This window comes from Pseudomonas sp., from assembly GCF_030684895.1.
Taxonomy (GTDB): Bacteria; Pseudomonadota; Gammaproteobacteria; order Pseudomonadales; family Pseudomonadaceae; genus Aquipseudomonas.
Genome location: NZ_JAUXXP010000009.1, coordinates 1 through 5,360 on the forward strand (window position 1 = coordinate 1; position 5,360 = coordinate 5,360).

The following is a 5,360-nucleotide window of genomic DNA, read 5'->3' on the forward strand; positions in this document are numbered from 1 at the left end:
GGGAGTGGGTGCCCGACGGGGGGGAGCGGGCCGCCACCCTCTCCCCTAGCCCCTCTCCCAGGGGGAGAGGGGAACAGAATTCAGGAGCACCTTTATGCAACGTTATTCCGGCTTCGGCCTGTTCAAACACGCGTTCAGCCACCACGAAAACTGGCAGCGCATGTGGCGCAACCCAACGCCCAAGCCGGTGTACGACGTGATCATCGTCGGCGGTGGCGGCCACGGTTTGGCCACGGCCTATTACTTGGCCAAAGAGTTCGGCATCAAGAACGTCGCGGTGATCGAGAAGGGCTGGCTGGGCGGCGGTAATACCGCGCGCAACACCACCATCGTGCGCTCCAACTACCTGTGGGATGAGTCGGCGCACCTGTATGAGCATGCGATGAAGCTGTGGGAAGGCCTGTCCCAGGACCTCAACTACAACGTCATGTTCAGCCAGCGCGGCGTCTACAACCTGTGCCATACGCTGCAGGACATGCGCGACTCCGAGCGCCGCGTCAGCGCCAACCGCCTCAACGGTGTGGACGGCGAGCTGTTGGACGCTAAGCAGGTGGCCGAAGAGATTCCCTATCTGGACTGCAGCAAGAACACCCGTTACCCGGTGATGGGTTCCACCGTGCAGCGCCGCGGTGGCGTGGCCCGTCACGACGCCGTGGCCTGGGGCTATGCCCGTGCCGCCGATGCCCTGGGCGTCGACCTGCTGCAGCAGACCGAGGTGATAGGTTTCCGTAAGGAAAACGGCGTGTGCATCGGCGTGGAAACCAACAAGGGCTTTATCGGCGGCAAGCGCGTGGGCGTGGTCACTGCCGGTAACTCCGGGCATATGGCAGGCCTGGCCGGTTTCCGCCTGCCGCTGGAATCCCATCCGCTGCAGGCGCTGGTGTCCGAGCCGATCAAGCCGATTATCGACAGCGTGATCATGTCCAACGCCGTGCACGGCTATATCAGCCAGTCGGACAAAGGCGACCTGGTCATCGGTGCCGGCATCGACGGCTACAACGGCTACGGCCAGCGCGGCTCCTACGGCACCATCGAACACACCCTGCAGGCCATCGTCGAGATGTTCCCGGTGCTCTCGCGGGTACGCATGAACCGCCAGTGGGGCGGCATCGTCGACACCTCGCCTGACGCCTGTCCGATCATTTCCAAGACCCCTGTGCCGAACCTGTTCTTCAACTGCGGGTGGGGCACCGGCGGCTTCAAGGCCACGCCGGGTTCGGGCCACGTGTTCGCTGCGAGCCTGGCTAAGGGTGAAATGCACCCGCTGGCCAAACCGTTCGCCATGGGCCGTTTCCACACCGGCGCACTGATCGACGAGCACGGCGCTGCTGCCGTGGCTCACTAAGAGGGCTTACCCATGTTGCATATCTTCTGCCCTCACTGCGGCGAACTGCGCTCCGAAGAGGAATTCCACGCCAAGGGCCAGGCGCATATTCCGCGCCCGCTGGACCCGGCCGCCTGCACTGATGCCGAGTGGGGCGAGTACCTGTTCTTCCGCGATAACCCGCGCGGCATTCACCATGAGCTGTGGGTGCATTCGGCCGGTTGCCGCAAGTACTTCAACGCCACCCGTCACACGGTGACCTACGAAATTCTCGAAACCTACAAGATCGGTGAGAAGCCCAGCGTCACCGCTGCCGGCACTGCCGAGAAAAAGGCCATCGACCAAGGAGTAACGGCATGAGCCAGGTCAATCGTCTTGCTACTGGCGGCCGCGTTGACCGCAGCCAGCCCCTGACATTCAGCTTCAACGGGCAGAGCTATGAAGGCTTTGCCGGTGACACCCTGGCGGCCGCCTTGCTGGCCAACGGTGTGGATATCGTCGGGCGTAGCTTCAAGTACTCGCGGCCGCGCGGCATTGTTGCTGCCGGCGCCGAAGAGCCAAACGCCGTGCTGCAGATCGGCAGCACCGAAGCGGCGCAGATCCCCAACGTGCGCGCCACCCAGCAGGCGTTGTATGCCGGCCTGGTGGCCAGCAGCACCAACGGCTGGCCGAGCGTAAACACCGACCTGATGGGCATTCTCGGCAAGGTCGGCGGCAAGATGATGCCGCCGGGCTTCTACTACAAAACCTTTATGTACCCGCAAAACCTCTGGCTGACCTACGAGAAGTACATCCGCAAGGCCGCAGGTCTTGGCCGTGCGCCAACCGCCGTGGACCCGGACAGCTACGACTACATGAATCAGCATTGCGACGTGCTGGTGGTCGGTGCTGGCCCGGCGGGCCTGGCCGCTGCATTGGCGGCTGCGCGCAGCGGTGCGCGGGTGATTCTGGCGGACGAGCAGGAAGAGTTTGGCGGCAGCCTGCTCAGCACCCGCGAAACCCTCGACGGCAAACCCTCCGCCGACTGGGCCGCGCAGGTGATTGCCGAATTGTCCGGCATGCCTGAAGTGACCCTGTTGCCGCGTTCCACGGTCAACGGTTACCACGACCACAACTTCCTCACCATTCACCAGCGCCTGACTGATCACTTAGGTGAAATCGCGCCACTCGGTATGGTGCGTCAACGGATGCATCGCGTACGCGCCAAGCGTGTGGTGCTGGCCACCGGCGCCCACGAGCGGCCGCTGGTGTACGCCAACAACGACGTGCCGGGCAATATGCTCGCCGATGCGGTGTCCACCTACGTGCGCCGTTATGGCGTGGCACCAGGCAAGCAGCTGGTGCTGTCGACCAACAACGATTACGCCTACCGCGTGGTGCTCGACTGGCTCGACGCCGGTCTGCAGGTGGTTGCTGTGGCCGATGCCCGCAGCAACCCACGCGGTAGCTGGGTGGAAGAGGCTCGCAGCCGTGGTGTGCGTATTCTCACCGGCAGCGCCGTGGTGGAAGCCGCTGGCAGCAAGCGGGTTACCGCTGCGCGTATCTGCGCCATCGATGTGCAGAGCCATAAAGTCAGCAGCCCCGGTGAAGTGCTGGATTGCGACCTGATCGTCAGCTCCGGCGGCTACAGCCCGGTGGTGCATCTGGCCTCGCACCTGGGCGGTCGGCCGACCTGGCGTGAAGATATTCTGGCCTTTGTCCCGGGCGAGGGCGGCTTCCAGAAGCGCCTGTGTGCCGGTGCGGTAAATGGCGTATTCGGCCTGGGTGATGCCCTGGCCGATGGTTTCGAGGCCGGCGTGTCGGCGGCTGCCGAAGCAGGCTTCAAGGCGGTTTCCGCCAGCCTGCCGCAGGTGGCAGTACGCATGGAAGAGCCTTCCCTGGCGCTGTTCCAGGTGCCGCACGACAAACCGACGGCGCGTGCGCCCAAGCAGTTTGTCGACCTGCAGAACGATGTCACCGCTGCTGGTATCGAGCTGGCAACGCGCGAAGGCTTCGAGTCGGTCGAGCACGTCAAGCGCTACACCGCGCTGGGCTTCGGCACCGATCAGGGCAAGCTGGGCAATATCAATGGCCTGGCGATTGCCGCCCGCTCGCTGGGCATCAGCATCCCGCAGATGGGCACCACCATGTTCCGCCCGAACTACACGCCGGTGACCTTCGGCGCGGTGGCCGGCCGGCACTGTGGCGCGCTGTTCGAGCCCAAACGCTACACCGCCATGCACAGCTGGCATCTGCAGAACGGTGCCGAGTTCGAGGACGTTGGCCAGTGGAAACGTCCCTGGTATTTCCCTAAAGCCGGTGAAGACCTGCACGCCGCCGTGGCCCGCGAGTGCCTGGCGGTACGCAATGCGGTGGGCATTCTGGATGCCTCAACCCTCGGCAAAATCGACATTCAAGGCCCGGATGCCCGCGAGTTTCTCAACCGTGTGTACAGCAACGCCTGGACCAAGCTGGATGTGGGCAAGGCGCGCTATGGCCTGATGTGCAAGGAAGACGGCATGGTCTTCGACGACGGCGTTACCGCCTGCCTGGCCGACAACCACTTCCTGATGACCACCACCACCGGCGGTGCCGCGCGGGTGATGGAATGGCTGGAGATTTACCACCAGACCGAGTGGCCGGAGCTGAAGGTGTACTTCACCTCGGTCACCGACCACTGGGCGACCATGACCCTGTCCGGCCCCAACAGCCGCAAGCTGCTGGCCGAGGTCACCGATATTGACCTGGACAAGGAAGGCTTCCCGTTTATGACCTGGAAGGAAGGCCTGGTCGGCGGTGTGCCGGCGCGGGTGTTCCGCATCTCCTTTACCGGTGAGCTGAGCTATGAAGTCAACGTGCAGGCCGATTACGCCCCGGGCGTGTGGGAAAAGATCATCGAAGCGGGCAAGAAGCATGGCCTGACGCCTTACGGCACCGAGACCATGCACGTGCTGCGGGCCGAGAAGGGCTTCATCATCGTCGGTCAGGACACCGACGGTTCGGTGACTCCAGACGACCTCAATATGGGCTGGTGCGTAGGGCGAACCAAACCCTTCTCGTGGATCGGCTGGCGCGGCATGAACCGCGAAGACAGCCTGCGCGAAGACCGCAAGCAGCTGGTCGGGCTCAAGCCCGTCGACCCGAACACCGTGCTGCCGGAAGGCGCGCAGCTGGTATTTGACCCGAAACAGTCCATCCCAATGAGCATGGTCGGCCACGTCACTTCCAGCTATATAAGCGCCAGCCTCGGTTACAGCTTCGCCATGGGCGTGGTCAAGGGCGGCCTCAAACGCATCGGCGAGCGGGTGTTCGCACCGCTGGCTGATGGCAGCCTGATCGAAGCCGAAATCGTCAGCTCCGTGTTCTATGACCCGAAAGGGGATCGCCAGAATGTCTAACTTGATCAATGTCTATCAGCAACGTCCGGCCGCCGCACATGCCGAATCGCCCCTGTTCCATGCCGGGCTTGAACAGCTGGCAGGTAAAGGTTCAGCCAGCGCCGGGGTGACCCTGCGTGAGAAAAAGCTGCTCGGGCACCTGACCCTGCGTGGCGACGCCAAGGACCCGGCGTTTGCCGGTGGAGTACACAAGGCTCTGGGCCTGGAGCTGCCGGTGGCGCTGACCCTGGTGGCGGCTGGCGACACCTCGCTGCAATGGCTGGCGCCGGATGAGTGGCTGCTGATTGTGCCGAGCGGCAGCGAGTTCGCAGTCGAGCAGAAGCTGCGCGAAGCCCTGGAGGGTCAGCATATTTCGATCGTCAACGTCAGCGGCGGGCAGACCCTGCTGGAACTGAGCGGGCCGAAGGTGCGCGAAGTGCTGATGAAGTCCACCAGCTACGACGTTCATCCGAGCAACTTCCCGGTGGGCAAGGCGGTGGGCACCCACTTCGCCAAGTCGCAACTGGTGATCCGTCACACTGGCGAAGACACCTGGGAACTGCTGATCCGCCGCAGCTTCTCCGATTACTTCTGGCTGTGGCTGCAGGACGCCAGCGCCGAGTACGGCTTGGCGATCAAGGTCTGAGGCTGATACGAACGGCTCCCTCTCCCCTATGGGG

General features: G+C 63.7%; 4 protein-coding genes. All 4 read left to right on the plus strand.

Going from position 1 to position 5,360, the window contains the following annotated elements; translation table 11 throughout:
* The first annotated feature begins 94 nt into the window (after positions 1-94).
* The 4 genes from Q8M42_RS01145 to Q8M42_RS01160 are packed head-to-tail and all read left to right on the plus strand — an operon-like array spanning position 95 to position 5,326.
* Complete coding sequence (locus Q8M42_RS01145; RefSeq protein WP_304871229.1) at positions 95-1,345, plus strand: sarcosine oxidase subunit beta family protein; 1,251 nt, start codon at positions 95-97, stop codon at positions 1,343-1,345.
* Positions 1,346-1,357: 12 nt separating this feature from the next.
* Positions 1,358-1,684, plus strand: coding sequence for a sarcosine oxidase subunit delta (locus Q8M42_RS01150; protein WP_090379269.1), 327 nt, complete (start codon positions 1,358-1,360; stop codon positions 1,682-1,684).
* Positions 1,681-4,701 (plus strand): sarcosine oxidase subunit alpha, encoded by a 3,021-nt coding sequence (locus Q8M42_RS01155; protein WP_304871226.1) that lies wholly within the window; start codon positions 1,681-1,683, stop codon positions 4,699-4,701. The genes Q8M42_RS01150 and Q8M42_RS01155 overlap by 4 nt, the downstream gene beginning before the upstream one ends.
* A complete protein-coding gene (locus Q8M42_RS01160; RefSeq protein ID WP_304871224.1) occupies positions 4,694-5,326 on the plus strand; it encodes a sarcosine oxidase subunit gamma in 633 nt (210 codons plus the stop codon). The genes Q8M42_RS01155 and Q8M42_RS01160 overlap by 8 nt, the downstream gene beginning before the upstream one ends.
* Positions 5,327-5,360: the final 34 nt, after the last annotated feature.